The sequence below is a fragment of the Metapseudomonas otitidis genome, assembly GCF_011397855.1.
Taxonomy (GTDB): Bacteria; Pseudomonadota; Gammaproteobacteria; order Pseudomonadales; family Pseudomonadaceae; genus Metapseudomonas; species Metapseudomonas otitidis.
The window spans coordinates 1,623,574-1,647,490 of the sequence record NZ_AP022642.1 but is presented as its reverse complement, the minus strand read 5'-3'; the positions used below and the strand labels follow the sequence as shown (position 1 = coordinate 1,647,490).

Here is a 23,917-nt window from a genome sequence, read left to right as displayed (position 1 = left end):
AGTGAAGAAGTACACGCGTACGGCCGCCCTTCTGGCGGCGGCCCTGGTGGCGGGGGGTTGCTCCACCCGCACCTATTTCAAGCTCCCGGAAAACACCCGGGTTTCCGTCTACGAACGCGCCGAGCAGTACCCGCAAGGCATGGTCACCACCCGGCCGTTCTTCTGGACCGCCAGCGGTGGCATCCCCTACAAGCTCACCCGTATCGACGGGGCGCCGGTGCAGCAGGGCAAGCTGCGGGCGCGCTTCCGGGTGGCGTCGATCTTCTGGCCGCCGTTCGCGATCATCTACTGGCCCATGGGCTTCGGCCAGCGCTGCTATGACCTGACCTCCACCGAGCCGCAGCAGTGCACGCGGGGCGACATGGTCCAGCTGAAACGTGACGAGCGCCTGAAGGACTAAGGTAGAAAGCCACGCCCGTCGCCTGTGCGGCGGGTGCCTCAAGGAGGATTTCGTGATGAACCGACGCGGCATCCTGCCGCTGCTGGTGGGCCTGCTGTTCTGCGTCCTGACCCCGGCCCAGGCCGCCGGGGAGGCCCAGGCCATCGAGCAGGCCAAGGCCGCCGCCCGCGCCTGGCTGGCGGTGGCCGACCGTGAAGACTACATCCGCACCTGGCAGCAGGCGGCCAGTGTGCTGCGCCGCAGTACCAGCCAGTACGACTGGGTGACCCTGGCGGTGGACCTGCGCTCGCCCCTGGGGGCGCTCAAGCAACGTGAACTGCAGGGCGCCAGCTACGCCACGCAGCTGCCGGGGCTGCCGGATGGGGAATACGTGATCCTGCAGTACCGCAGCGACTTCGAGCACCGGGACGGCGCGACCGAGACGGTGACGCCGATGCGCGACAGCGACGGCCGGTGGCGGGTGGTGAGCTACTTCGTGGATTGACCCCGCGCCCGACGGGCGCGGGGTCCTGGCGGGTCAGAGCACGAACTTGGCGACGGCGGCGCCGATGCCCAGCACGGCGATGACGATGCCGCCGATCAGCACCAGACGCCCCTTGGCGTCTTCATTGGTGGCCACCGAGGCTGCCGCTTCGGCGGGGGCCGGTGCCACGGCGCGCAGCGGGTTGGCCGCTGCCGGCTGGCTCGCCTCGCGGGCGGCCGCCGGGGCCGGTTTGGGCAGGTCGACCACGCGCACGAACTGGGTGGCGTCCTCGTCGGCCGCCTGGCGCACTTCCACCTTGGGTCCGATCACCAGCAGCGTCACCGAGGCCATGCGCACCTGGTCGCCCGGGGCGAGCACGGCGGTGCCGACCTTCTGCTGGTTGACGTAGACGCCATTGGCAGACGCCAGGTCCTTGATCTCCAGCACGTCGTCCTTGAGGAAGAACTCGGCGTGCCGGCGGGACAGTTCCAGGTCGCTGAAGCACAGTTCGCACTTCACCGACCGGCCGAAGGTCATGGAGCCGGTGACGTGGTACTTGCGCCCTTCGTTCTCGCCCTTGATCACCTGCAGGAACCAGCGCGCGGTGGGTGCGGCCTTGGGCTTGACCTTGGCCGGATCGACCAGCACCAGTTCCACGGAGCCGACCTTCACGCGGTCCTCGGAACGCAGCTGGTAGCGGGCGCCGATGCGCTCGCCGTTGACCAGGGTGCCGTTGCGGGTGCCGCAGTCGGAGAGGTAGTAGTGGCCGTGGTCCTGGCGGATCTCGGCGTGGAAGGGGCTGACGTCCGCTTCGTTCAGTACCAGGTGGTTGCGTTCGTCCTGGCCGATGGTGAAGCGCTCGTCCGCCAGCCAGATGGGTTCCTGGCGGTTGTCCGCGAAGTGAATCCTGAGCATGTCCGAAGTCCTTGATTTCCGTTGCGCCAAGCCGATTGCCCAGCTGACCTGTTACCGCGCATCAATCGAAGATGCGATTCCACAAACGCTTGACCGGGTTGCTGCTCTGCTGCTGCCGGGCCGCCTGGCTGCCGGAGGCACGGGCCTGTGCCCGGCGCACGCGCTGGGCATGGCCGGCCTGCAGGGCCAGCAGGGGTTCGTCCAGCGGGCGGACCTTGAGCCCGGCCTCGATGAACTGCTGGGCCAGGGCGAACTCGCGGTGCCCGTAGGCCTCATCGGCGAGCTGGGCGAAGCGCGCGGCGACGCGGTCGAGCCCCTGCTCGGCGCGGGCCTCGTCCGGCTTCAGGGCCAGGGCCTGGCGGTAGTGGTAGACCGCGCTGTCATCCTCGGGTTGCACCAGGCGGTCCTCGGCCAGGCGCGCATCACCCTGGGCCAGGGCGGCCTCGATGCGGGCCTGGAGGACGCGGGCAAGGCCATCGCGGGCCTGGGCATTGTCGGGTTCGCGGGCGAGCACGCGGTTGAAGAAGTCTTCGGCGCTGTCACCGGCCGGGCTGGCGAGTTGGCCGGCGGCCAGGCGCTGTTCGCCCTGGGCCAGGAGGTCGCGGATTTCCTTCTGCTTGACCAGGTGCAGGCCGACGGCGGAGCCGATACCCAGCAGCAGCACGCCAAGCAGCGCCCAGCCCCAGACGGGCAGGCGACGGGCCGGGGCAGCGGCCGGCACGGGCGAACGCGGGGAGGTGCGCGCGGGGCCGGCTCCCTTGGCGAGGTCGGGGGTGCGGGTGACGCGGGTGTGGTCCTGCTCGTTCTCGTTCAGCTCGGCGAGGCTGGCCAGCAGCACGCGGCAGTCGGCGAAGCGCTCTTCCGGGTCCTTGGCGAGCATGCGGTCCACCAGGAACTGGTAGGGCTCCAGGGCACCGGCCAGGCGCGGTGGCTCCATCTGCACGTGGTTGAGCACGGTCTGGGTGTAGCTGGTGCCACGGAACGGGTTGGTGCCGATGAGCAGCTCGAGGAAGATCACGCCCAGGCTGTAGATGTCGCTGCGCGGGTCCAGGGGCAGGCACTGGGCCTGCTCCGGGCTGCTGTAGGCGGGGCTGCCGACGGCGACGTCATGCTGGGTGAGGTCGCTGTCCAGGGCCAGTTCCTTGGCGATGCCGAAGTCGCTGAGCACGGCGGTGCCGTCCTCTCGGAAGAGGATGTTGGCCGGCTTGATGTCGCGGTGGATCATGCCCTTGTCGTGCACCACCACCAGGGCGCTGGCGATCTGCCGGATGAGGGTCAGCGCCCGCTGGGGCTCGAAGCGCTCGCCCCGGTGCTGCGCCAGGTCGCCACCGGCGACGAACTCCATGGCGATGTAGGGGCGGCCATCGGCGAGCCGGCCGATGTCGTGGATGGTGATGATCGCGGGGTGGTGCAGCGAGGCCACCAGGTGCGCTTCCTTGATGAAGCGCTTGGCGAAGGCCTCATCATCCAGGCGTTGCAGGACCTTGATCGCCACCTGGCGGTGCAGGGATTCCTGGGTGGCGAGGTAGACCTCGGCCATGCCGCCACGGCCCAGCCGGCCTTGCACGCTGTAGCCGGGTATCTCCAACAAGCTGTCGTTCATAGGGAAGTAAGGTGCGCTTATCGCTGTTTTCGGGAGCCGAACCATCGGCTGAGGAAGCTGCGTGGCGGGGCCTCCGGTGGAACGGACTCCGGCGCCGACAGGCCCAGCACGATGCAGGAGATATTGTCCCTGCCGCCATGGCAATTGGCTAGCTCGACCAGCGTGCCAACCATCGCTTCGAGGGTGCTCGAGCGACTGCAGACCTGGTGCAGGGTGGCGTCGTCCAGTTCGTTGCTGAGGCCGTCGCTGCACAGCAGCAGCAGCTCGCCTGGGGCGAGGCGACCGACCAGGCTGCCGACTTCCAGGGCCTGGTCGTCCCGGCCTAGGCACTGGGTGACGACGTTGCGACGCGGGTCCTGGCGGGCCTGCTCGGGGGTGAGCTGGCCGAGGTCCACCAGCATCTGCACCCAGCTGTGGTCGTGGCTGATCTGGCGGATGCCGCTGGCGTCGATGAGGTAGCAGCGGCTGTCACCGGCCCAGGCCAGCTGGTAGGCATCGCCCTGAAGGTGCAGGGCGACCAGGGTGGTGCCCATGCCGCGGCGCTCCTCGCCCCCTTCGGCTGCCACCGCGAGCACGGCTTCATTGGCGCCGTGTACGGCCGTGGGCAGGTCGGCACCGGCCTGGATGTGCTGCTCCAGCGCGGCCAGGGCGGTGGCGCTGGCCACTTCGCCGCACTGGTGCCCGCCCATGCCATCGGCCACGGCCCAGAGGCCCAGGGTGCTGCTGCACAGCAGGGCGTCTTCGTTGTGTTCACGCACGCGGCCGGCCACGGACAGGGCGGCGTAGGCAGGTGCGGAGGGGGCGGGCGTGTTGGGCATGGGCGGCGGCGGGGGTCTCGGGTGGGTCGGGTCGACCCTGAATGATGGCGGCAGCCACGCTGGCTGTCGCGTTCCGTGCCCCACAAGTGTTAAACAGTCGAGGCTTTGTCGCACGCGTGGTGCGCAACCCGGGCGTCTATGCTTGCGCTTCGGGGCCGGCACGGGCCGAACCGGCCCTGCCACGTGCAGTCGAACGCTCAACCCTGGCACCCGGACCCGAGGACGCCCCATGCCCGTGACCCGCTTCAGCTTCCGCACCCTGTTGCTCGGCCTGCCCCTGCTGCTGGCCGGCTGCGCCGGCCAGTCCTGCGACGAGCCGCTTTCCGGCGAGACCTGCCGCGACGAGAAGCTGCTCTACCAGAACGACATGCTGCAGGCCAAGCTGCTGATCGCGGCGGGTGACCCGGAGAACTACGAGCTGGCAGGCGCGCTGCTCAAGCGGGCGGAGCCGGGGGATACGCGCGGCGAGGTGCCCTTCTACCAGGCGGTGCTGCTGATCAACGAGGGGCCGCAGTTGGAGGAGGTGCTCGATCTGCTGGAGAAGGCAGCGGCGCGCAAGCACCCCCACGCCATCGCCCTGCTCTACAAGATCTGGTCCGAACCCTTCCTGGCCACCGAGGCCGACCCGTTGCGTGCCGAGCTGTACCGGGCACGCTATGCCGACCTGGACGTGGCCAAGAGCGGCTACCCCTCCTTCGAGAAGGCCCTGGCGGTGGTCAATACCCTGGTGGACCGCTCCAACCCGGCCGGGGCGCGGGTCAGCGGGCGCTGACGCCTGCGGCAATACGCCCAGCCCCACCTCGCCGACGCCTGCGGCACAATCCGCCCCCGGAGCCCGGCGCCAGACCGGCGCCCTTCGCCTGCGCGTGTAGACCCGAACCGGTCCTGCGGACCTTCCAGCGAGGTTTACCCATGAGCATCACTTCCAGCGGCATCTGCGCCGCCGCCGACCAGCTGCAGGGCTTCGTCGGCTTCAACCTGAAGACCGGGCACCACATCGTGCGCTTCAGCGAGGACTCCTTCGGCATGGACGTGGACAACGACAGCATCATGCCGGCCAGCGAATTCGTCTGGCAGCCCCACACCGACCACACCATGACCCTCAAGCGCGAGCTGATCCAGTTGCTGCTGGACCAGAACATCGACGAGCGCCTGAACATCAGCGAGCCGCTGCGGGTGTACATGCGCCGCCGCGACCTGCCCGAGATCACCGCCGAGCGCCGCCTGCGGGGCTGCCTGGAGGCCTGAGTCAGGCCTTCAGCACCGGCACCGGGCGCGGCTCGCCGGCCTCGTCCAGCTCGTAGCAGTAGGCTTCCTTGAGGTTGGCCTTGCCGCTGTCGGTGTAGACCAGCAGGCGCTGGCCGTCGGTGCGGGTCTTCACCAGGCCGTAGGCGGTTCGGCTGAAGGCGTAGAAGTCGCCACGGCGTTCGGCCTTCTGGGCGTCGGTCAGGCGAGCCCAGCCCTCCATGCGGAAGAACGCCACCAGCTCGGTGACGAACACCAGCGGCTCCTCGACCCGGGAATGCCGCCCCAGGGCGCCCATGAGGGTGGCGCGGGGGTGAATGTACTCGTTCATCGGGTCGTCGCCGCTGGAGACGACGTTGACCACCGGCGACACCCGCTTGAACAGCGCCCCGGAGAAGTCCGCGGAACCGTGGTGCGGCACCTTGAACACTTCGGAACGCAGGTTGACCTGCCCGGCATCGTGCTGGCGGGCCAGGGTGCGTCCGGCTTCGTCGTTGAGGTCCCCGCAGAACAGGTAGCTGAAGCCGCCATAGGCCAGGCGGAACACCACGGAGTGGCCGTTGATGGTGTGGGAAGCGGAGTAGCCGGAGAAGCCGGTGGGCGCCGTTTCCAGCGAGTCATGGCCGACACGGGGCCCGGCGGGTGGCGCACCGAGGAACGGCAGGCCGGCGTCGACCCCTTCGCCGACCGGCAATGGGCCGAGCACCTGGACGTCCACCCCCTCCTTGCGGAGGAAGTCGAAGGCATCGTGCTGGCCGAAGGACAGGCGGCGGAACTCGATGGGCTGGCGGGCCCGGCTCGACCAGGCCTCCAATGCCTTGCGCCAGGCACGGAAGTCGGTGTTCATCGCCTCGGCCGGTACGTCCAAGGGGTTGTCCAGCAGGGGCGAGACCAGCAGGGCGTCGCCGGCCTGGCGGGTTGGGCCGAGCTGCTCGGTTTCCTTGAGGCCCTTGGCGGCACGCTTGACCAGGCCGTTGTGGTAGATCCGCCGGGGCTCGATGAACAGCCGCTTGCGCGGTTCGGCGTTGGTTTCCGAGCGGTGGATCTGGGTCAGCCCGGAGAAGTGGTCGGCATCGCCGTGGGTGACGAGGATGCAGTCGATCACCTTGGGCGCCTCGGGCGAGGAGCCGCGGTAGCGAGCGGCCAGGTAGCGGGCGAACATCTGGTTGTCGCCGCCGTCCACCAGCATCACCTGCCCGCCCGGGGTCTCGATCACCGCGCCATCGCCCTGCTGCACGTCGACGAAGTTGACCTTGAGCACCCGGCTTTCCGTGCGCGGCATGACCAGGTCGGCCGGTCGCAGGGGCTTGCCATCGCGGCGCCGGGCCGAGCGCGGAGGCACCAGCCAGGCCTCGGTCGCGACGGGCAGGATGCTGCCGTCGGGGCGCTCCTCGTAGGTGTGGGTGGCGATGCGCACATGCCGCTCGGTCACCTCCAGTACCTCGACAAAATCCCCCCAGGCGAGGGTGTAGAGCAGCGTGTTGCGTTCCGGGCTGTCGTAGACGTTGGCGAGGTCGACGGCGATGGCGTGCTGGGCGGTCATGCTCGGGCTCCTTCCGGGCGTGTTGGGCGGGTCAGTCGTCGGCCGTGGGATCGAGGCCGGGGAACAGCACCTCGGTGAAGCCGAAGCGAGTGAAGTCTTCGATGCGCGAGGGGTAAAGCCGGCCGATCAGGTGGTCGCATTCATGCTGTACGACGCGGGCGTGGAAGCCGTCGACGGTGCGATCGATGGGCTGTCCGTCCGGATCGACGCCCTGGTAGCGGATGGCCCGGTAGCGCGGCACCCAGCCACGCAGACCGGGCACCGAGAGGCAACCTTCCCAGCCGCTTTCTCGGGCATCGTCCAGGGGCGTGATCACCGGGTTGAGGAGGATGGTGGGTGGCACGGCCGGCGCGTCGGGGTATCGCTCGCTGCGCTCGAACCCGAAGATCACCAGCTGCAGGTCGACGCCGATCTGCGGGGCGGCCAGGCCGACGCCACCGACGTGGTGCATGGTTTCGAACATGTCGTCGATCAGCGTCTTGAGGGCGGCGCTGCCGATCATCTCGTCGGGCACGGGCGGGGCGATGCGCAGCAGGCGCGGGTCACCCATGCGGAGGATTTCGCGGATCATCTCGGGCATTCCGGAACGGTGGCTGGAGGGGCTCGATGAAGCCTGCAAACGCGCCCGCTGGCAAGGGTCGCAACGGCTTTGCAACGCACCTCGGCGGGGGGCGCAAACGGGTCTTTCAACGCAGCGCTAAAAAACGGTAGGCAATCCCCGAAATGACGGGTATGGTGTTGCCCACTGTGCTGCATGTGTGACGTAAATCGATCCATGTTCCAAGCTTCGATTTGTACTCTTTGCGCTCAGTCCGGCGTGGAAAGTCCTCGCCGTGTCAACTTTGTTCAAGGAGTTACTCCAAATGGCTGATCGTCAAACTGGCACCGTTAAGTGGTTCAACGATGAAAAAGGCTTCGGCTTCATCACCACTGACAACGGCCCGGACCTGTTCGTCCACTACCGTTCCATCCAGTCCAACGGCTTCAAAACTCTGAAGGAAGGCCAAAAGGTTTCCTTCGTAGCCGTTCAGGGCCAGAAGGGCATGCAGGCAGACGAAGTCCAAGTGATCTGATCACCGACCGTCTTCCGGAAAAACCGGCCCTCGGGCCGGTTTTTTCATGCCTGCGATTTGGCTTCGCTGACGCGCGTACTGGCGCGAGCCTCGGCCACAAGCCAGTCAATCAGCCGGCGTAGCCGCTCGCTGGGCTGCCCCTTCCGGCTCCAGGCCAGGCGGTATTCCCAGGGTGTCGGCAAGCGACACGCCTCACCGAACGGCAGCACCAGTCGCCCCTGCGCGATGTCATCCCCCGCCAGCGCCGTCGACCCCAACGCAAAGCCCTGCCCATTCACCGCACCCTGGATCGCATGCCCGATCAGGCCGAAGCGGATGCCGGCCGAGGTATCGACGCGCGCGCCGACATAGCGCTCGAACCAGTCCCCCCAGTCGGGAATCCGCAGGTTGCTGGCGCTCTTCCAATGGGCGTGGACCAGCCGCGCGCCCACGAGATCCGCCGGCTCACGGACCGGATGGGCCTCCAGGTAGGCCGGGCTGCACACCGGGAAGAACACCTCACGGAACAGCAACTCGCTGGCGGGCAACACGGTGCCCTCGGTGACGAAGCGGATCGCCAGGCTGGCCTCGCCACGCTCCAGGTCCACCAGCTCTTCGGTGGCCTCCAGGCTCAGGGCGATGTCCGGATGAGTGCCGGAGAACTGGTTGAGCCGGCGCATCAACCAGTGGGACGCGATGGAGGGCGCACAGCTGACCTGCAGCGGCCCCTCGGGCATGCCCCGCAGCGCCGCCGCCCCCTCGGCCAGCAGGGCGAACGCCTGGGACACGGTGGCAGCCAGGCGCCGGCCGTTGTCGTTGAGGGTGACGGTGTTGCGGGTACGGTCGAACAGGCTGACCCCGAGCTCTTCCTCCAGCAGACGGATCTGCCGGCTGACGGCACCCGGGGTGACCGACAGCTCATGGGCGGCCTCGGTGAAGTTGCGGCTGCGGGCGGCGACCTCGAAGGCGCGCAGGGCGACAAGGGATGGTGTGCGCATGGGAGTGCTTTGAGTTGAAGTCAAAGCATGATGACAAAACATCGTTTGAATGCAAGGCGCCCGCTCGCCATCCTGCCGCCCTTCCGGCCCACCTGTGCGGCCCCTGCCTTGCGAGTCATCGATGAGACCCACACGCCTGCCCCTGGACCCTTTCGCCTGCGGCCTGATGCTGCTGCTCTGCATCGTCTGGGGCTTCCAGCAGGTCTCCATCAAGCTGGTGGAGCAGGACGTGGCGCCGGTCCTGCAACTGGCCATCCGCTCCGGCATCGCCGCGCTGGTGCTGGGCGCCATCACCCTGTGGCGGGAAGGCCGTGGGGCCTTCGGTGACGGCACCCTGCTGCCGGGGCTCGGGGTCGGCCTGCTGTTCACCCTGGAGTTCTTCTTCATCTCCGAAGGGCTGGTCCGCACCAGCGCATCCCACATCGCGGTGTTCCTCTACACCGCGCCGATCTTCGCCGCCCTGGGGCTGCACCTGATCCTCCCCGAGGAACGCCTGTCGCCGATCCAGTGGCTGGGCGTGCTGGTGGCCTTCGGCGGCATCGCCCTGGCCTTTCTCGGCAAACCGGGGAATGCCGCAGGCAGCCTGTTCGGCGATGCGCTGGGCATCTGCGCCGCCGTCGCCTGGGGCGCCACCACCGTGCTCATCCGGGGCTCGAGCCTGTCGGAAGCCGCCCCGGTGAAGACGCTTTTCTACCAGCTCGGCGTTGCCGGCGTGGTCCTGCTGGCGGTGGCCGCCGCCACTGGCCGCCTGGGCCTGGTCCCCAGCGACCGCGCCCTGCTCAGCCTCGGCTTCCAGGTGGTGGTGGTGGCGCTGATCAGCTACCTGGGGTGGTTCTGGCTGCTGCGCCGCTACCTCGCCTCGCGCCTGTCGATGCTGTCGTTCATGACCCCGCTGTTCGGCGTCGGCTTCGGCGTGCTGGTGCTGGGCGAGCCGCTGGACTCCTCCTTCATCTTCGGCGGCCTGCTGGTGCTGGGAGGCCTGCTGCTGGTCACCGGCGCCGAGCTGCTGCGCGACCACCTGGCGCGTCGGCGCGTGACACACAGCACCTGATTGCACCTATCGGTCAGGAAAAAGGGCTGATAGCCTGTCGGCCGTTTCAGACAAAGTGAGGGATGCACTTTGAGATCGGCCCTGCTCGGCCTCTGCCTGCTGCCCATGCTGGCGCAGGCGGCCGTTTACAAATGCGTCGGCAACGACGGCGCTGTCAGCTACTCCGCCGTGCCCTGCCCCGCCACTGAAGGCCAGACCACACGGATCGTGGAACCTATGCCGACCTCCGGCCCGCCTGCAGCGGTCCCCCCCCTGGAAACACAAGCCTCCCCCGCAGCAACGGCAAGCGAGCCAGACCGCCCACCTGGCACGCGCATCACCGTAATTGAGGACAGCTCCGCCAGTAATCGGGAAGCACGAGCCAACGAGATGCGCGAACGTGCCCAGCGAGAGAAGGAGGAGAGTTACATCAGGGATTTCGAACGCATCAAGCGTCAAGAGCAAGAACTGCGCCTGCAGCGCGAATACGAAGCCCGTCAGCGCCAGCAGACTCCAGCCCCATCCCCCAACAGCAGTTCGTCGACCACCGGGGAACCATCGAGCACGGGCACGGGTCAGTGACAACGAGGCCGATGACCGGCGGCCTCAGGCCTCGGACCCCATAGAGTCGCCGCTGGGGGTCCGGGGTCGTTTCACCTGTCATCTCCGCTCACAGTTTCCCTGCGCCCGGGGCGTTCACGCCGGGCCCGGCGTGCCTGATCATGCCGGGCGACGTCGGCCCGATCTGCGGCCAGCCCTACGGAGCCCAACCATGCCCACGCTTTCCCGCCTCCCCTCCCTGCTGTTCGGCAGCGGCCTGCTGCTGGCCCTTTCTGGCTGCGACATGGCCCAGGAGTCGGCCGACCGCCTCGCCGAGAAGACCCGCGAAGCCGCCGAGGAACTGGCCCGCGAAGCCATCAACGACACCGTGGACCAGGTGAACAAGGAAGTGGACAAGGCGCAGCAGGCCACCCGCGAATGGCTCAAGGCACAACCCGGCGAACAGCCCGAACAACCACCCCGTGCCGAGGGCGAGCGCCCGAAGGAGGGCGACGCCATGATGCCGCCCGCTGGCGTGGAAACCTGATCAGCCTCGCCACCCAGCGCAGACGCGAGAACGCCGGCCCGGGGCGACCCGGGCCGGCGTTCTGCCGTATGGAAATCAGGCGCCGAAGTAGCGCGGCAACGGCGTGCTGTGCAGGTTGCGCAACGACTCCACCGGCGGCACCTCACCCAGCTCCAGGGCGATGTCGCGCCGCAGCGTGGCGATGATCAGCTCCAGCTGAGCCGGCTGCTTGAGCGCCGGCACCACGCGCTGGAAGCGGGTGTCGTCCTTCTCCAGCACCACCACGTAGCCACCGTCAGGGCGGCGCTGGGCGCTGAGCGCGTATTCGGGAAAGGCCTTGGCCAACTGCTTGATGTCGAGACCCATAGCGTTTCACTCTCCAAGGGGCAAAATTTTTCCTGGCAGGGTGTCCTGCAGGCAGCGTGCCAGCCTTGAGACAAGCGAAAGCCCAATAAAATCAATGCGTTGGTGAAACAAGCCCAACCCGCTTTCGTGCATTTCGCCCGATCACCCGAAAATCAACGGGCAATATGCACGATGCGATTCAGCGGCGCGCCAGCTCGATGCCGTCCTCGTGGATGACGATCTCACCGCGCTTGTAGAGGCCGCCGATGGCCTTCTTGAAGTTGCCCTTGCTGACGTTGAACATCTGGGCGATCACCTCCGGCGGGCTCTTGTCGCTCAACGCCAGGCGGCCACCTTCGGCGCGCAGACGCTCGAGGATGCGCTCGGCGAGGTCGGACGATGCGGCTTGCCCCTGGGGCTGCAGGCTCAGGGCGATCTTGCCGTCGGGGCGGATCTCGCGGATGTAGCCCTTCTCGCGCATGCCGCTGCGCAGGAACTTGAACACCTCGTTGCGGTGGATCAGCCCCCAGTGGCGGTCCTCGATGATGGCCTTGAAGCCCATGTCGGTCTGCTCCACCACCAGCAGGTCCACTTCCTGGCCCACGCTGTAGCGGGCCGGGGTCGTGTCCAGGTAGCGGTCCAGCCGGGCCGTGGCGGTGATCCGGCGGGAGCGGTCGAGGTAGACGTGCACCACGCAGTAGTCGCCCACCTGCAGCGGGCGCTTCTCTTCCGAGTGCGGCAACAGCAGGTCCTTCGGCAGGCCCCAGTCGAGGAACAGGCCGATGCGGTTGATCTCCACCACCTTCAGGCTGGCGAAACCGCCCACCTGGACCTTGGGTTTCTGGGTGGTGGCGATCAGGCGGTCCTCGCTGTCGAGGTAGACAAACACGTTGAGCCAGTCACCCACTTCGCAGGGCTGGTCCTTGGGCACATAACGCCGGGGCAGGAGGATCTCGCCTTCCGCACCACCGTCCAGATAGAGACCGAAATCGGTGTGCTTGGCCACCGGCAGGCTGTTGAATCGACCGATCAGGGCCATCTCGCGTACCTCGAATTGACAGGGCGCGCATTCTACAGCCCCCGCCGCAACGGGGCCACGCACACCGCTCGACGGCCTCGCAACGCCACCTGTCGCCGCTTCGCTGAAACACCTTGATGCGGAGAATTCCGCATTGCCGGCGTTGTCTACTGGCCGCTAGCACAATGATGTTTCAGAATCGTGTCCGCGTTGAAACACACGCCCGCTTTTCGGATTCTCGCTGCCCTATCTCAGGAGTTCCTGTGCGCACCATCGGCCGTTGGCTGTCTGCTCCCCTCCACCTGTTCCTGCTCATCGTCCTGTTCATTGGCATCCCGTTGGTCAGCCGTGCACTGCTCGGCTGGAGCGAAGGCTTCGGCTACGGTTCCGACCTGGCCTTCGGCAGCCTCCTGGTGGCCCTGCTGTATGGTCGCCCGCGCTGGGTGGCGCTGCCGGTGATGCTATTCTGGGCGCTGATCATGCTGGGGACGGCCGAGCTGGTGGGCGCAGTCGGGCGCATGCCCGAGCCGAGCGACCTCAAGTACCTGCTGGACCCGCAGTTCGTCGGCCACTCCACCCAGGGCGGCGGGCTGACCTACCCCTGGCTGGCCGGCGCACTGGCCGTCGGCATCCTCGCCGCCCTGCTGGCCTGGCATCGCCCGGCCAAACGCCCGGCCCGTGCCTGGCTGGCCGTGCCGCTCACCTTGCTGGCCGGCCACGCCACCCTGCAGTACCTGCGCCCCAGCGAAGCGGACCAGTGGCGCCAGTTCAACCTGCCCCACAAGCTGCTCGCCGGTGCCCTCAGCAGCGGCCAGATGGCCGCGGAAGACTGGCTCGCCGGGGACCAGCCGGAAAGCCCGCCGGACATCGCCGGCCTGGCCCGCCTGGACCTCGACGGCACCCCGCTGCTGGCCGGCCCCGGCCAGGCGCGCAACGTGCTGGTGATCACCCTGGAAGGCATCCCGGGTGCCTACATCGCCGCCAACCGCGCCGCCATCAACAGCCACTACGTCGAATCGCCCATGCCGCGCCTGAGCCAGTGGGCCGAACGCGCCATGACCACGCCGGACTACGTGCTCCACAGCCACCAGACCATCCGCGGCCTCTACGCCATGCTCTGCGGTGACTACAGCAAGCTCGACTCCGGCACCCCCAAGGGCCTGGAACTGCTGAACAACCCCACCCGCGCCCAGGACTGCCTGCCGGCCCAGCTGCACCAGCACGGCTTCAGCACCCACTTCCTGCAGGGTGCCGGGCTGCGCTTCATGGCCAAGGACAAGATCATGCCGCGCATGGGCTTCGACAAGACCCAGGGCCGCGACTGGTTCCGCAACACCCCCTACCTCGAATTCCCCTGGGGCATGGACGACAAGGCCTTCTTCGAGGGCGCGCAGACCTACGTGCAGCAACTGCGCAAGCAGAAGAAGCCGTGGATGCTCACCCTGCTCACCGTCGGCACCCACCAGCCCTACTCGGCGCCGGAGGACTACCTGGCTCGCTACCCGGACGCCAAGCGCGCCGCCATCGCCTACCTGGACGATGCCGTGGACGCCTTCCTCAGCGGCCTGGAGAAACAGGGCGTACTGAAGGACACCCTGGTCATCATCACCTCCGACGAATCCCACGGCATCGACCAGGTGCGCCTGGCCTCCGCCTGGGGCTTCAACCTGGTGCTGGCCCCCGAGCAGGCCGCCCTGCCGCCGATCAAGGGGGGCGTCTACGGCCACGTCGACCTGACCGCCTCGGTGCTCGATTACTTCGGCTACCGCGTCCCGCTGAGCCTGGCCGGCCGCTCGCTGTTCCGCGACTACGAGCAGGGCCGCGAGATGATCTCCTACACCAACGGCATGCTGCGCTACCACGACGGCAAGGAGCACTTCGTCGAATGCGACTTCCAGCAGGTCTGCCGGCGCTACCGCAGTGAAGGCTTCATCGCCGACCAGGCCCGCTTCGAAGGCCGTTTCAGCGGCCGCGAAGCCCGTCAGGTGGCCACCCGTGGCACCCTGCTGGACCAGTCCCTGGTCGGCGGCCAGGTGGGCCAGGAATACCAGTTCGCCACTCGCGAGCGCATCCGCCTGAAGCAGCAGGTGAAGGACGACTGGGCCGACAACCTGATCGGCGCCCAGTACCTGGAGCTGCCGAAGAACACCCGCACCGAGGTGGAGCTGACCATCAAGGTCCACGCCATGGACGCCAAGGGCGCCCGCCTGCAGCTCAAGACCAAGGAGTTCGAGCGCGACGTGGCCCTGGCCCTTCCCGAGTTCCCGCTGCTCAAGCGCGGCAAGCCGGTGACCCTGCACTTCGCCTTCGACAACCCCGAGGCACGCAAGGCGTTCTCCTTCCACCTGCTGGCCGAAGGGCGCGGCACCATCGAGATCAGCAACTTCAAGGTGGTCACCCAGCCGCTGCCTAATCTCCCTGCCGCGCCGGAGGCGGCCAGCCAGGTGGCGGATGCAGCCCCCGAGCGCAAGGGCATCGCCCGGGTGCTCAACCTGTTCGCCCGCCATCCGGAGACGGTCGACAACGACCTGGAGAGCACCGGGGAAGCCGAGTCCGAGGCCCTGCCCGAGCTGTTACCGGTCGACGCCGAGCCGGAAACCCTGGTGCGCTGACCGCGCACCGGGGACAATGCGGGCCCCGCCACAGGAGCCCGCACCATGACCGACCCCATCCGCCTCTCCAAGCGCCTCGCCGAGCTGCTGCCCTGCTCGCGCCGCGACGCCGAGCTGTACATCGAGAACGGCTGGGTCAGCGTCGCCGGCCAGGTGGTGGAAGAACCCCACGCGCGGGTGACCGACGAAGTCATCAACCTTCACCCCGACGCCAAGCCGACGCCGGTGCCGCCGGTCACCCTGCTGCTGCACAAACCCGCCGGCGTGGATAAGGACGGCGCCCGCGCCCTGCTGGTGCCGGCCAACCTGGCGGCGGAGCAGGCCGGCGAGCGCACCCTGCGCAAGCACTTCTCGCGACTGACGCAGATGGCCCCGCTGGAACCCCGGGCCAGCGGCCTGGTGATCTTCACCCAGGCCCACGGCGTCACCCTGCGCTTCGAGCGCCCGCTGGAAGAGGAATACACCGTCGACGTGCGCGGCGAAGCCGATGCCGAACACCTGGCGCGGGTGGCACGCGGGGTCGAGCACAAGGGCCGCCCGCTGCCCCGGGCCAAGGTCAGCTGGCAGAGCGAGAACCGCCTGCGCATCGCCCTGAAGAGCCCGCGCCCCGGCCAGCTGCGGCAGATCTGCGAGCACCTCGGCCTGGAGCTGCTGGGCCTTCGGCGCCTGCGCCTGGGCGGCGTCTCGGCAGCACGGCTGCAGCCGGGGCAGTGGCGTTACCTGCTGCCCGGCGAGAAGTTCTGAAGCGGCGGGCCAATGGCCCGCCTTCCTATGGATTGTCCAGGGTGGTCTTCACCAGGTTGCGGGTGTGCCCGGCGAAATGCCGAATCAGCTTCACCAGCACCTCGTTCAGCGCCGGATCGGTCTCCGCCGGCTTGAGCTGGTTGCCCGCACTGAAGCCCTGCCCCGGCTGGGCACCGGCCAGCCACAGGCCGATGCGCTCGTCGAACTCGTCCGCCGCCTCATAGGACTCCTGCGCCACCACGTCCTGCAGGTAGCCGGGGCCGAACGGCGGGTAGCGGTCGTCGTCCGACGTGTCCGCATAGGCCCTGAGCAGCGGGTCGTCATTGCGCCCCTCGCGCAGCAGCCGGCGCAACCAGTCGGCCTGGTACTTCTCCACTTCCGTATGGCGGGTCGCCACCCGCTCGATGGCCGCCTCCTTGCCCGAGGTATCGCCCAGCGCCGCCTGGATGGCCGTCCACATCAGCGTGGCGGTGTTTTCACCGGGCAGGGCCTTGGCGTGGTAGGGCTGGGTCAGGTCCTGCACGTAGTGCAGTGCCCAGCCGAGGAAGCGGTAGCCCCAGTACGGGTGGCCACTCTCGAACGCCAGCCGCGCCAGCGCCATGTACTGGCGCACGCGCAGCTCCGGGTAGGTGCGGGCGAGGAACGGCGCGGCCTGATAGATGACCGCCGACTCGTGGTAGTAGCCGATGTGGAACGGCGCCTGGGACGAGTATTCGAAACGCGCATCACCGAAGGGCTGGGGGCCGAAGCCGTAGAGCGCGCCGACCTCGCCGGGGTTGTCCGAGAAGAGGTTGATGTCGTGCCCGTAGTCCGGCTCGTCCGCCGCGCTGGCGAGCACCGCACGGGGGCTCACCCGCTCCCCCGGCTCCACGGCCAGGAAGCGCCATTCGTTCCACAGGCTCAGCTTGCGGAACACCAGTACGTCCTGGGCCGGCAGCACCTTGGCCGCCGGCAGCTCCAGCCCCGGCAGCGCCTGGACGAAATACGCCAGGCGGATCTCCGGGCTGACCCGCAGCGCCATGAGGAAGGCACGACGCCGGTCGCCGCTGCCATCGGCGATCCAGCGCAGGCTGTCCGGCCGGGCCGGGTAGTCCGGCAGCTCCTCGCGGGCACGCGCCTCCTGCTCGTCCAGCACCTGCTGCAGGGCCACCGCCTCGGCCGCGAGGAAGTCCTCCAGGCGCTCCACCTGCACCGGCTCGGCCTGGCGCAGCTCGGGCAGGTCGGCCAGGGCCAGCCAGGTGCCGAGGGAATGGTTGGACCAGGCCAGCAGGGTGGCCGGCGAACAGGCGATCAGGCCGCAGAGGGCGAGCAGCAGGCGTTTCATTGCATCTCCGTGTCTGGGGCGCCCTCTTGCCGGGGCGCTCGTCACGCAAGGGTAACAATCGAAGGAACGCCGGGGCACTGTCCAGGCAGGACAGGCGACTCACCAAATCGGTCGCTGCCCCTCGTCGGGCCATGGGAACCCCTGCCACAGGGCCGGTGGTCCACCCTCTGCGACCCCATCCACGAGGAGCCCGCCATGACCACGCCGATCACCCGCGACACCGCCATGCGCCTGGCCACCCAGGCCTTCCTGCCCTATGGCTGCCAGGCCCGGGCCCATGACGAGGACGACAGCTTCAGCTTCACCGTGACCGACCTCCACGGCGGCAAGGTGCTGGAGATCAGCCACGTCCGCAGCACCCAGTACGCCGACCCGGTGCGCCTGGCCGGCGTGCTGGAACAGGTTCGGCTGGACCTGACCCACCAGGGGCGCAACCTCGACCCCTGGGCCATGCCCTACATCCCCGATCCCGAGGTGCTGCCGGAAACCCCGCCGAACTACTGAGGCTCAGGCCCTGGCCGCCTGGTCGGCCAGGGTGTCGAACACCTCCGGCACCAGCGCCGCACTGCCGCGCTCGGTCAACTGCTCACGCACCTGCAGGTGCGCCGGCAGGCTGCTGCCGAGGATTTCCAGCAGGCGCACGCCACGCGCGCCCAGCACGAAGTTCTCGCCGTTGCCGCCCTCCGCTTCCGGGCGGTGTTCCAGGTAGCCGCCCTCCAGCAGCAAGGCCTCGTAGTCCGCGGCGCGCATCTTCAGCGCATCCAGATTGCCGCCAGGGTCGCGACCGCTGGCCAGGCGCTCCTCGGCCAGTTGCGCGGCGTACTCGCGCGGTGCGAAAGGTCGGTTCGCGCCGTTCTGCGCCTCGTGCAGCAGACGCTCGATCAGTTCCCAGTCGTAGTGCTCGTTCATGGCGATGACTCCTGTGGTGGTCCTCTTCCTTGCGACCGGACGACGCCCAGGCGGTTCGACCGACGAGGCGGACGGTCACCTGAACGAAAGCCGCCCGGGGGCAGTCGGAACTGCACAAGGCCCGATCCAGGAGAACCGCCGATGCCCCTTCACCCCGCCTGCCTCGCTCCCGTGCTGCTGGCCCTGTCCGGCCTGGCCGAAGCCGGCCCGGAGCCCTTGCGCATCGAGCGGCTGGCCCGCTGCGGGGACCTGCTGGAGCCGACCCGGCAGACCTGGTGCCTCGGCGTGCGCGGGCTGGGCAAGGCCGACCCCGTGCTGCACCTGGGGGGGCGCACCCTGGCCGTGGAGCGGGAGCCCGCCGAGGGCCGACTGCGCCTGCAGGTGGACGCCCGCGAACACCGCAGCGGGCCGGTCTGGCTGGAGGTCGATGGCCGGCGCAGCAACCCGGTGTGGCTGTCGCTCAACCGCAGCCACGTGCTGGCCGCCGGGCCGGATGAGGTGGCGAAGAACATGGACGGGCTGACCACCTACGTCGACCTGGTGAGCCTGCTGATCGAAGAAGACCGCGACGGCGCCCAGGAGGCCCAGCGCCTGGCCGGCAAGTACGGTGCCCAGGTCGTCGGCGCGATCCCGCCGCTGAACGTCTACCAGCTGCGCCTGCCGGCCCGCGACCTGACCGAGCGCGACGCCCTGGTGCTGCGCCTGGGCAGCGAGACCAGCGTCGACGCCGTGGTGGTGGAGGAATCCGCCCCCGAGAAGGGCGAAGAGGCCGAAGCCGGGCCGGCGCGCAGCAAACCGGCGCCCGACTCGGACGAATGGGCCGCCAACCGCTTCATGGACGCGGTGAACTACTACACCCGGCGCATTCCCGCACACCAGGCCCCGGTGCCGGCCACCCCGGTGCGCATCGGGGTGATCGAGCGCGAGGTGGACTTCGACGCCCCCGACTTCGCCGACTACCTCGGTTCCTGCGAAGGGCCGCGCACCTGCCTCTACGCTCGCGACGCACGGCGCCCGGACAACCACGGCGCCACCGTGGCCGGCATCCTCGCGGCGCATGCCGGGCGCGGTGGCAACAGCGGCTTCCTGCGGGCACTGGACGGCGCCAGCCAGGGCTTCGAGGTGATCGTCGAGCGCAATGCCGATGCTGGCATCACCGCCAACATCGCCGCCTCGGTGAACCTGGTGGAGGACGGCGTGCGGGTCCTCAACTGGAGCTGGGGCATCCACCGGGTCGGCGCACGCAACGTGGAAGGCGACGAGGTGGACTCGCTGGTGCGCTCCGGCATCGCCATGAGCGGCTACGAGGAACTGCTGGAAGAGTTCTTCCTCTGGCTGCGCAAGGCCCACCCGGATGTGGTGGTGATCAACTCGGCGGGCAACGGCGCCTCCTTCTCCGGCACCGACGAGTACCGCCTGCCCTCCTCCTTCGTCACCGACCAGTTGCTGGTGGTGGGCGGCCACCAGCGCAGCGAACGCGAAGGCCTGGCGGTGGACGACCCGGCCTATGCGGTCAAGCGCAGCACCTCGAACATCGACATGCGGGTGGACATCACCGCCGCCGCCTGCACCCACGCCTCCACCCTGCAGGACGGCCAGCGCGGCGACGTGCACTGCGGCACCTCCTACGCCACGCCCATGGTCACCGGGGTGGTGGCCGCCATGCTCTCGATCAACCCGCGCCTGCAGCCGGACCAGCTGCGCATGCTGCTGCGCCGCAGCGCCATGACCATCGGCGGCGACTATGACTTCGAGCCCATGGATGCCGAGGACCTGACGGCCCCCATCCTGCCCTCGGAACGTCGCTACCGGCTCGATGACCCGGATGTCGGCCGCTCGGCACGGCTGGACATGCAGAAGGCCCTGGACCTGGCGGTCCGGAGCCGCGACCGCGTGCGCTGACGCACGCCCCTCAGATGCCGAAACAGGAGGTCACCATGAACCCTCGTACCCCGCTCCTCGCCCTGGCACTGGCGCTCGCCGCACCGCTGCCGGCCCTGGCCACCTGCGGCGTGGACGACGCCGTCGACCAGCGCGGGCAACTGGCCCGCGAGGTGCACCAGGCCACCGACAGCGACCCGAAGCAGGCAGCCCAGGTGAACAAAGAACTGCGCCAGGACAAGCCCGAGACGTCCGCCCGGCCGGGCACCGATGAATGCGCCGCCGCCGAGCGACGGGCCCGCGAAGTGGAACGCGCCGGCAGCGAGGCCGAACGCAAGACGCCGGATCAGTAGCGCCCGTACTTGCGCTCGATCACGCCGTACTCGCCGCTCTCGCGGATGCGCCGCAGGCCGATGTTGAAGCGGTCGCGCTGGTAGGCGTGGAGGAAGCCCACCTTGTAGTCGGTGGGCTCGAAGAGATCGAACCAGGCCAGCGGCTGGGCCACGTCCACCTGGTCCCTCACCTCCTGGTTGAGGTAGTTGATGATGCGCCGGTCACCGATGACCACATCGATGCGCCGCGCATACAGCAACCGGTTGCGGGCGATCTGGTGGGCCTCCTCTCGGTAGCGCGGGTTGTTCTCGGCCATGGCCTGGAAGCGCGGCCCGAGCAGGAAGCGCGCACGCTGGAAGGCGCTCACCGAGTACTGCCCGAGGTCCTCGATGGAGGACAGGGTCAGGTTCGAGGCTGCCAGCGCGATGGCGTAGTTGTGGTACTGCAGGTAGACATCGGAATAGAACGCCTGCACCTGGCTCAGCTCGCTGGTGGGGGCGATGCCGTCCAGCTCGCCGCGCGCCAGCATCAGGTGCAGGCGCTCCATGGGCAGGTAGTGGTACTCCAGCTCGAAGCCGGCTTCACGGGCGGCGGCGGCGATGATCTCCACCTCCAGGCCGCGTTGCTCCGCTTCGAATACATAAGGTGGCTTCTCGGTGCCGAAACCGAACCGCAGGGTTTCCCCCTGTGCCAGCAGGGTCACCCCTGCCAGCACGATGCCGATGAACCACTTTCCCATGCCACCCCCTGGTCACTGCCTCGCAGAATAGTCGCTGGCGCTGTGGCTGCGCAGGGGGCAAGACGGCCGGTTACTGGATCTCCTCCGGCGTCACCACCACCCAGTTGCGGTCGGCGGTGACCGGCAGGCCCAGCTTGGCCTGGGACTCGGCGTTCTTCTTCTGCATGGCGGTGATCTGGTCCATGTACTTGGCCTTGCGGTTCACCCACACCCGCAGCCCGCCCTTCTCCACGTCGGTGCCGTGGAACAGCATGTAGCCATCGCTCTCGGGGGTATCACCGCCCACCAGGATCGGCTTCTTCCACTGGTCGATGTAGGTGAGGATGGCCGCCTGCTTGCCCGCCATCCAGGTGGCCGGGGTCCACAGGTAGGGGGTGACCTCCAAGTCGAGGTTGGCCTTCTCGTCGTAGTGGCCGTCCTTGATCTGCTTGCGCGCGGTGGTCAGGACGCCGGTCTTGCGGTCCTTGAGCAGGGTGGTGACGCCGATGACGTTCTCGGGCTTCACGTTGTAGCCGTACTTGGGATCGGCGGCGACCATGCGCACCAGCTCTTCCAGGGCGGCGGTCATGATGTACACCTCGATGCCGTTCTCCCGGAGCTTGTTCATCAGCTCCTTCTGCCCGGTGAAGGGCTTGGGCGGGTTGATCTCGATGGTCTTGACCTCATCCCCCTCGTAGTAGGTGCTGGGGATCGGCTTGCCGTAGGCCATCAGCTCGTCCACGTAGCCCTTCAGCTCGCGCAGGGTGAAGCCGGAGAACACCTGGGCCACCCAGGGGTAGCAGACCAGATCGTCCACTTCGCAGAGGCGGTAGTAGTAGCTGTTGAGGCTTTCCTTGTGGCCGTTGACGTCCTTGAACGGGATGAGCTTGAGCGACGGGTCGAGCTTCTCGCGGGTCAGCACGCCCTTCATTTCCAGGAAGGGCAGCAGGGACTCCTCCAGGTCGTAGCGGTAGCTGGTGTTGTCCATGTCGAACACCGCGTAGGCGCCCTTGTTGGCGTTGGCGGCGATCAGCGCGTCCAGCTGCTTGGCGGCGGGCGCCGGCCAGTGGGCGAGTTCGGTGGCGGCTGCGGCGGGGCCGGCCAGGCCAAGGCACAGGGCGGCGGCGAGAAGCGTCCGGGTCAATGTCATCGCGTAGGTTCCCTCGGGGTGGGCGAGGCGCATCAGGCGCCCCGGGCCCCTGGACCCTAGCAGAGGACCATGACACCGCCATGACCGTAACCGACACGCACCATCGCGCTTGCGTCCACTTCAGTGCCAGCGCCACGCGACCCAGGCGCCGAAGGCCCCGAGGTGCAGCAGGACGATGAACCAGAAGCGCAACTGGTAGGGCAGCTTGCGGTTCTTGTGGCGGATCAGCCGCTGGGCCAGCAGGCCGCCGGGCCAGCCGCCGAGAAGCTCGAAGAGGTGCAGGCGCGCCTCGGGGATGCGCCGCATGCCGGCCACGGCCTGGCGCTTGTCGTACCAGTAGGCGACGAAGCAGACCAGGCTCATGACCAGGTAGACGAGGGCCAGCAGCTGCCAGCCCGAAGGGAGGGTCACTCAGCCGCCGGCTTGCGACGCTTGAGCGGTGCCAGGCCGTCGCTGCTCACCACCTGCGGCTGCTCGCGGCGCGGGCTGGACGGCTTGCGCTTGGCGGCGGGCTTGGCGGATGCCTTGCCGGTGCTCTTCTTGTCGGTCTTTTTCTTCTTGCTACCGACCGCCTTGCCCGAGGCCTTGACCTTCTTCGGCCCGTTGTAGGTGCCTTTCAGCTCCTTGATCACACGGCGCTCGAAGCTCTGCTTGAGGTAGCGCTCGACGCTGGACATCAGGTTCCAGTCGTTGTGGCAGATCAGCGAGACGGCCAGGCCCTCGCCCCCGGCACGGCCGGTGCGGCCGACGCGGTGCACGTACTCGTCGCCGGAGCGCGGCATGTCGAAGTTGATCACCAGGTCCATGCCTTCGATGTCCAGGCCACGGGCCGCCACGTCGGTGGCCACCAGCACCTTGGTGCCGCCCTCGCGCACGCGGTCGATGGCCAGCTTGCGGTCCTTCTGGTCCTTGTCGCCGTGCAGCACGAAGGCCTTGTAGCCGGCCGCCACCAGGTGGCCGTAGAAACGGTCGGCCTGGGCACGGGTGTTGGTGAAGACGATGGCCTTCTGGTAGGTCTCGTTGGCCAGCAGCCAGCGCGCCAGGGCTTCCTTGTGGTCCACGTCGTCGGCGGTGATGACTTGCTGCCGGGTCGACTCGTTGAGCTGCTCGATGCCGTTCAGGCGCAGGTGCAGCGGGTCCTTCAGGACCTGGGCGGACACCTCGCGCAGGGCCGCGCCGCCGGTGGTGGCGGAGAACAGCAGGGTCTGCTGGCGGTTGGCGCATTCGGCGGTGATGCGCTGCATGTCCTCGGCGAAGCCCATGTCCAGCATGCGGTCGGCCTCGTCCAGCACCAGCACCTCCACCTCCTTGAGGCTCACGGTGCCGGAGTTGAGGTGCTCGATCAGGCGGCCGGGGGTGCTCACCAGCACGTCCGGCAGCTTGCGCAGCATGGCGGCCTGGACCTTGAAGTCCTCGCCGCCGGTCACCAGGCCGGACTTGATGAAGGTGAACTGCGAGAAGCGCTCCACTTCCTTCAGGGTCTGCTGGGCCAGCTCCCGGGTCGGCAGCAGGATCAGCGAACGGATGCGCTCGCGGGGCTTGGCTTCACCGATCAGGCGGTTCAGCAGGGGCAGCACGAAGGCCGCCGTCTTGCCGCTGCCGGTGCGCGCGGTGACGCGCAGGTCGCGCCCTTCCAGCGCCGGGGGAATCGCCGCCTGCTGCACGGGCGTCGGTTCGACGAATTTCAGTTCGGCGACAGCCTTGAGCAGACGTTCGTGCAGGGCGAATTGGGAGAACACGGGTACCACCT

The 23,917-nt window shown here is 68.4% G+C and carries 26 protein-coding genes and 2 pseudogenes; 14 read left to right on the top strand and 14 right to left on the bottom strand.

Annotated features, from left to right (window positions below):
* Position 1 precedes the first annotated feature (1 nt).
* Entirely contained in the window at positions 2 to 400 is a 399-nt protein-coding gene (locus tag PotMrB4_RS07750; RefSeq protein WP_172432940.1) for a hypothetical protein, read from the top strand.
* A gap of 55 nt (positions 401 to 455) precedes the next feature.
* A complete protein-coding gene (locus PotMrB4_RS07745) occupies positions 456 to 884 on the top strand; it encodes a DUF4019 domain-containing protein (RefSeq protein WP_074969059.1) in 429 nt (142 codons plus the stop codon).
* A gap of 33 nt (positions 885 to 917) precedes the next feature.
* Here PotMrB4_RS07745 and PotMrB4_RS07740 read toward each other — a convergent pair whose 3' ends face one another.
* The 3 genes from PotMrB4_RS07740 to PotMrB4_RS07730 all read right to left on the bottom strand — a co-directional run bounded on the left by PotMrB4_RS07740 (position 918) and on the right by PotMrB4_RS07730 (position 4,199).
* Positions 918 to 1,778, bottom strand: a complete 861-nt coding sequence (locus tag PotMrB4_RS07740) for an FHA domain-containing protein (RefSeq protein WP_044407376.1) — start codon at positions 1,776 to 1,778, stop codon at positions 918 to 920.
* Positions 1,779 to 1,839: 61 nt separating this feature from the next.
* The gene (locus PotMrB4_RS07735; protein WP_172432939.1) at positions 1,840 to 3,381 is read right to left on the bottom strand and encodes a serine/threonine-protein kinase; all 1,542 of its coding nucleotides are present in this window, start codon (positions 3,379 to 3,381) and stop codon (positions 1,840 to 1,842) included.
* Between the two features lie 17 nt (positions 3,382 to 3,398).
* The gene (locus tag PotMrB4_RS07730; protein ID WP_172432938.1) at positions 3,399 to 4,199 is read right to left on the bottom strand and encodes a PP2C family protein-serine/threonine phosphatase; all 801 of its coding nucleotides are present in this window, start codon (positions 4,197 to 4,199) and stop codon (positions 3,399 to 3,401) included.
* 229 nt (positions 4,200 to 4,428) lie between these two features.
* Here PotMrB4_RS07730 and PotMrB4_RS07725 point away from each other — a divergent pair, with 229 nt between their 5' ends.
* Complete coding sequence (locus PotMrB4_RS07725) at positions 4,429 to 4,971, top strand: hypothetical protein (protein WP_044413559.1); 543 nt, start codon at positions 4,429 to 4,431, stop codon at positions 4,969 to 4,971.
* Between the two features lie 140 nt (positions 4,972 to 5,111).
* The gene (locus tag PotMrB4_RS07720; RefSeq protein WP_044413557.1) at positions 5,112 to 5,447 is read left to right on the top strand and encodes a DUF2025 family protein; all 336 of its coding nucleotides are present in this window, start codon (positions 5,112 to 5,114) and stop codon (positions 5,445 to 5,447) included.
* Position 5,448: 1 nt separating this feature from the next.
* Here PotMrB4_RS07720 and PotMrB4_RS07715 read toward each other — a convergent pair whose 3' ends face one another.
* Both PotMrB4_RS07715 and def read right to left on the bottom strand, forming a co-directional pair.
* Entirely contained in the window at positions 5,449 to 6,987 is a 1,539-nt protein-coding gene (locus PotMrB4_RS07715; RefSeq protein ID WP_172432937.1) for a ComEC/Rec2 family competence protein, read from the bottom strand.
* A 31-nt stretch (positions 6,988 to 7,018) separates the two neighbouring features.
* Positions 7,019 to 7,558, bottom strand: a complete 540-nt coding sequence (def, locus tag PotMrB4_RS07710) for a peptide deformylase (RefSeq protein WP_142011350.1) — start codon at positions 7,556 to 7,558, stop codon at positions 7,019 to 7,021.
* A 292-nt stretch (positions 7,559 to 7,850) separates the two neighbouring features.
* Between def and PotMrB4_RS07705 the strand changes: the two genes are divergently transcribed.
* Positions 7,851 to 8,060: a cold-shock protein gene (locus PotMrB4_RS07705; protein ID WP_044413549.1), complete on the top strand. Its 210-nt coding sequence runs from the start codon at positions 7,851 to 7,853 to the stop codon at positions 8,058 to 8,060.
* Between the two features lie 44 nt (positions 8,061 to 8,104).
* On the opposite strand, the gene PotMrB4_RS07700 is transcribed toward PotMrB4_RS07705, so the two are convergent.
* Positions 8,105 to 9,037, bottom strand: coding sequence for a LysR substrate-binding domain-containing protein (locus PotMrB4_RS07700; protein ID WP_074969069.1), 933 nt, complete (start codon positions 9,035 to 9,037; stop codon positions 8,105 to 8,107).
* Between the two features lie 121 nt (positions 9,038 to 9,158).
* Between PotMrB4_RS07700 and PotMrB4_RS07695 the strand changes: the two genes are divergently transcribed.
* The 4 genes and pseudogenes from PotMrB4_RS07695 to PotMrB4_RS07685 all read left to right on the top strand — a co-directional run bounded on the left by PotMrB4_RS07695 (position 9,159) and on the right by PotMrB4_RS07685 (position 11,154).
* Positions 9,159 to 10,088 (top strand): DMT family transporter, encoded by a 930-nt coding sequence (locus tag PotMrB4_RS07695; RefSeq protein ID WP_172432936.1) that lies wholly within the window; start codon positions 9,159 to 9,161, stop codon positions 10,086 to 10,088.
* A gap of 105 nt (positions 10,089 to 10,193) precedes the next feature.
* A pseudogene (locus PotMrB4_RS28480) lies at positions 10,194 to 10,277 on the top strand (DUF4124 domain-containing protein); the annotation flags it as partial.
* Positions 10,278 to 10,457: 180 nt separating this feature from the next.
* Positions 10,458 to 10,649, top strand: coding sequence for a hypothetical protein (locus PotMrB4_RS28170; protein ID WP_232060807.1), 192 nt, complete (start codon positions 10,458 to 10,460; stop codon positions 10,647 to 10,649).
* Between the two features lie 190 nt (positions 10,650 to 10,839).
* Positions 10,840 to 11,154, top strand: a complete 315-nt coding sequence (locus tag PotMrB4_RS07685; protein WP_044413539.1) for a hypothetical protein — start codon at positions 10,840 to 10,842, stop codon at positions 11,152 to 11,154.
* A gap of 75 nt (positions 11,155 to 11,229) precedes the next feature.
* Here the strand turns inward: PotMrB4_RS07685 and PotMrB4_RS07680 are convergent, their stop codons facing one another.
* Positions 11,230 to 11,499 carry a DUF3509 domain-containing protein gene (locus PotMrB4_RS07680; protein WP_172432935.1) on the bottom strand — a complete coding sequence of 90 codons (270 nt, stop codon included), beginning with the start codon at positions 11,497 to 11,499 and terminating at the stop codon, positions 11,230 to 11,232.
* Positions 11,500 to 11,677: 178 nt separating this feature from the next.
* Complete coding sequence (locus PotMrB4_RS07675; protein ID WP_074969078.1) at positions 11,678 to 12,517, bottom strand: CvfB family protein; 840 nt, start codon at positions 12,515 to 12,517, stop codon at positions 11,678 to 11,680.
* 242 nt (positions 12,518 to 12,759) lie between these two features.
* On the opposite strand from PotMrB4_RS07675, the gene PotMrB4_RS07670 reads away from it, so the two are divergent.
* The gene (locus tag PotMrB4_RS07670; RefSeq protein WP_172432934.1) at positions 12,760 to 15,108 is read left to right on the top strand and encodes an LTA synthase family protein; all 2,349 of its coding nucleotides are present in this window, start codon (positions 12,760 to 12,762) and stop codon (positions 15,106 to 15,108) included.
* A gap of 45 nt (positions 15,109 to 15,153) precedes the next feature.
* Positions 15,154 to 15,852 (top strand): RNA pseudouridine synthase, encoded by a 699-nt coding sequence (locus PotMrB4_RS07665; protein WP_172432933.1) that lies wholly within the window; start codon positions 15,154 to 15,156, stop codon positions 15,850 to 15,852.
* Positions 15,853 to 15,877: 25 nt separating this feature from the next.
* Here the strand turns inward: PotMrB4_RS07665 and PotMrB4_RS07660 are convergent, their stop codons facing one another.
* Positions 15,878 to 17,176, bottom strand: a complete 1,299-nt coding sequence (locus PotMrB4_RS07660) for a phospholipase (RefSeq protein ID WP_172432932.1) — start codon at positions 17,174 to 17,176, stop codon at positions 15,878 to 15,880.
* A gap of 195 nt (positions 17,177 to 17,371) precedes the next feature.
* Here PotMrB4_RS07660 and PotMrB4_RS07655 point away from each other — a divergent pair, with 195 nt between their 5' ends.
* Positions 17,372 to 17,680 (top strand): hypothetical protein, encoded by a 309-nt coding sequence (locus PotMrB4_RS07655; RefSeq protein WP_044413524.1) that lies wholly within the window; start codon positions 17,372 to 17,374, stop codon positions 17,678 to 17,680.
* Positions 17,681 to 17,683: 3 nt separating this feature from the next.
* Here PotMrB4_RS07655 and PotMrB4_RS07650 read toward each other — a convergent pair whose 3' ends face one another.
* Positions 17,684 to 18,085: a hypothetical protein gene (locus PotMrB4_RS07650; protein ID WP_044413521.1), complete on the bottom strand. Its 402-nt coding sequence runs from the start codon at positions 18,083 to 18,085 to the stop codon at positions 17,684 to 17,686.
* 141 nt (positions 18,086 to 18,226) lie between these two features.
* Between PotMrB4_RS07650 and PotMrB4_RS07645 the strand changes: the two genes are divergently transcribed.
* Positions 18,227 to 19,987: a S8/S53 family peptidase gene (locus tag PotMrB4_RS07645; protein WP_172432931.1), complete on the top strand. Its 1,761-nt coding sequence runs from the start codon at positions 18,227 to 18,229 to the stop codon at positions 19,985 to 19,987.
* 35 nt (positions 19,988 to 20,022) lie between these two features.
* Positions 20,023 to 20,319 carry a hypothetical protein gene (locus PotMrB4_RS07640; protein ID WP_172432930.1) on the top strand — a complete coding sequence of 99 codons (297 nt, stop codon included), beginning with the start codon at positions 20,023 to 20,025 and terminating at the stop codon, positions 20,317 to 20,319.
* Here the strand turns inward: PotMrB4_RS07640 and PotMrB4_RS07635 are convergent.
* From PotMrB4_RS07635 to PotMrB4_RS07620, 4 genes and pseudogenes are all read right to left on the bottom strand, one after another.
* Positions 20,313 to 21,038 (bottom strand): substrate-binding periplasmic protein, encoded by a 726-nt coding sequence (locus PotMrB4_RS07635; RefSeq protein ID WP_052807669.1) that lies wholly within the window; start codon positions 21,036 to 21,038, stop codon positions 20,313 to 20,315. The genes PotMrB4_RS07640 and PotMrB4_RS07635 overlap by 7 nt on opposite strands.
* Before the next feature lie 70 nt (positions 21,039 to 21,108).
* On the bottom strand, positions 21,109 to 22,167 hold the full coding sequence (locus tag PotMrB4_RS07630) for a haloacid dehalogenase-like hydrolase (RefSeq protein WP_172432929.1): 1,059 nt from the start codon (positions 22,165 to 22,167) through the stop codon (positions 21,109 to 21,111).
* Between the two features lie 162 nt (positions 22,168 to 22,329).
* Positions 22,330 to 22,560, bottom strand: a pseudogene (locus tag PotMrB4_RS07625) (DUF1294 domain-containing protein); the annotation flags it as partial.
* Between the two features lie 14 nt (positions 22,561 to 22,574).
* Positions 22,575 to 23,906, bottom strand: a complete 1,332-nt coding sequence (locus tag PotMrB4_RS07620; RefSeq protein ID WP_044413509.1) for a DEAD/DEAH box helicase — start codon at positions 23,904 to 23,906, stop codon at positions 22,575 to 22,577.
* Positions 23,907 to 23,917: the final 11 nt, after the last annotated feature.

Bases quoted from the DNA above. Each gene is read 5' to 3' on its own strand.
- PotMrB4_RS07745 (WP_074969059.1), top strand. From the start codon at position 456: ATGAACCGACGCGGCATCCTGCCGCTGCTGGTGGGCCTGCTGTTCTGC.
- PotMrB4_RS07655 (WP_044413524.1), top strand. From the start codon at position 17,372: ATGACCACGCCGATCACCCGCGACACCGCCATGCGCCTGGCCACCCAG.
- PotMrB4_RS07715 (WP_172432937.1), bottom strand. From the start codon at position 6,987: ATGACCGCCCAGCACGCCATCGCCGTCGACCTCGCCAACGTCTACGAC.
- PotMrB4_RS07730 (WP_172432938.1), bottom strand. From the start codon at position 4,199: ATGCCCAACACGCCCGCCCCCTCCGCACCTGCCTACGCCGCCCTGTCC.
- PotMrB4_RS07705 (WP_044413549.1), top strand. From the start codon at position 7,851: ATGGCTGATCGTCAAACTGGCACCGTTAAGTGGTTCAACGATGAAAAA.
- PotMrB4_RS07695 (WP_172432936.1), top strand. From the start codon at position 9,159: ATGAGACCCACACGCCTGCCCCTGGACCCTTTCGCCTGCGGCCTGATG.
- PotMrB4_RS07700 (WP_074969069.1), bottom strand. From the start codon at position 9,037: ATGCGCACACCATCCCTTGTCGCCCTGCGCGCCTTCGAGGTCGCCGCC.
- PotMrB4_RS07635 (WP_052807669.1), bottom strand. From the start codon at position 21,038: ATGGGAAAGTGGTTCATCGGCATCGTGCTGGCAGGGGTGACCCTGCTG.
- PotMrB4_RS07630 (WP_172432929.1), bottom strand. From the start codon at position 22,167: ATGACATTGACCCGGACGCTTCTCGCCGCCGCCCTGTGCCTTGGCCTG.
- PotMrB4_RS07740 (WP_044407376.1), bottom strand. From the start codon at position 1,778: ATGCTCAGGATTCACTTCGCGGACAACCGCCAGGAACCCATCTGGCTG.
- PotMrB4_RS07650 (WP_044413521.1), bottom strand. From the start codon at position 18,085: ATGAACGAGCACTACGACTGGGAACTGATCGAGCGTCTGCTGCACGAG.
- PotMrB4_RS07720 (WP_044413557.1), top strand. From the start codon at position 5,112: ATGAGCATCACTTCCAGCGGCATCTGCGCCGCCGCCGACCAGCTGCAG.
- PotMrB4_RS07645 (WP_172432931.1), top strand. From the start codon at position 18,227: ATGCCCCTTCACCCCGCCTGCCTCGCTCCCGTGCTGCTGGCCCTGTCC.
- PotMrB4_RS07640 (WP_172432930.1), top strand. From the start codon at position 20,023: ATGAACCCTCGTACCCCGCTCCTCGCCCTGGCACTGGCGCTCGCCGCA.
- PotMrB4_RS07725 (WP_044413559.1), top strand. From the start codon at position 4,429: ATGCCCGTGACCCGCTTCAGCTTCCGCACCCTGTTGCTCGGCCTGCCC.
- PotMrB4_RS07660 (WP_172432932.1), bottom strand. From the start codon at position 17,176: ATGAAACGCCTGCTGCTCGCCCTCTGCGGCCTGATCGCCTGTTCGCCG.
- PotMrB4_RS07675 (WP_074969078.1), bottom strand. From the start codon at position 12,517: ATGGCCCTGATCGGTCGATTCAACAGCCTGCCGGTGGCCAAGCACACC.
- PotMrB4_RS07685 (WP_044413539.1), top strand. From the start codon at position 10,840: ATGCCCACGCTTTCCCGCCTCCCCTCCCTGCTGTTCGGCAGCGGCCTG.
- PotMrB4_RS07735 (WP_172432939.1), bottom strand. From the start codon at position 3,381: ATGAACGACAGCTTGTTGGAGATACCCGGCTACAGCGTGCAAGGCCGG.
- PotMrB4_RS28170 (WP_232060807.1), top strand. From the start codon at position 10,458: ATGCGCGAACGTGCCCAGCGAGAGAAGGAGGAGAGTTACATCAGGGAT.
- def (WP_142011350.1), bottom strand. From the start codon at position 7,558: ATGATCCGCGAAATCCTCCGCATGGGTGACCCGCGCCTGCTGCGCATC.
- PotMrB4_RS07665 (WP_172432933.1), top strand. From the start codon at position 15,154: ATGACCGACCCCATCCGCCTCTCCAAGCGCCTCGCCGAGCTGCTGCCC.
- PotMrB4_RS07680 (WP_172432935.1), bottom strand. From the start codon at position 11,499: ATGGGTCTCGACATCAAGCAGTTGGCCAAGGCCTTTCCCGAATACGCG.